Raw genomic sequence first — 428 nt, 5'->3', positions numbered from 1 at the left:
GGTGGGGTAACCGTAAGGAGCCAGCCGCCTAAGGTGGGACAGATGATTGGGGTGAAGTCGTAACAAGGTAGCCGTATCGGAAGGTGCGGCTGGATCACCTCCTTTCTAAGGATATAAGCTGGACGTATGAGCCAGACAAAATGTTCGACGTATTTTGTTTGTTTAGTTTTGAAGGATTAATACTCGCCAAGTTTGCTCCTGCGCCAGCGCATATTCGAAGAAGAGTATGTTCAGCTCGTTGCAAGGCAGCTTGAAGCAAAACTACGAAGTGAATACATGAAGTTTATTCATGGAAGTCGCCTTGTTTAGTTTTGAAAGATTGATTCTTTCACTTAATTTCATAACTTTCGTTATGAGGGCCTATAGCTCAGCTGGTTAGAGCGCACGCCTGATAAGCGTGAGGTCGATGGTTCGAGTCCATTTAGGCC

Annotated in this window: 1 rRNA gene; it reads left to right on the top strand. The window is 45.8% G+C overall.

What is annotated here, in order from left to right:
- Nucleotides 1-105: ribosomal RNA gene (locus LC455_RS31175) — 16S ribosomal RNA — on the top strand; the annotation flags it as partial.
- Between the last annotated feature and the right edge of the window lie 323 nt (nucleotides 106-428).

Source organism: Neobacillus bataviensis (assembly GCF_019969725.1).
Note: the sequence above shows the minus strand (reverse complement) of the source record. Positions and strands in the feature narration are given on the sequence as shown.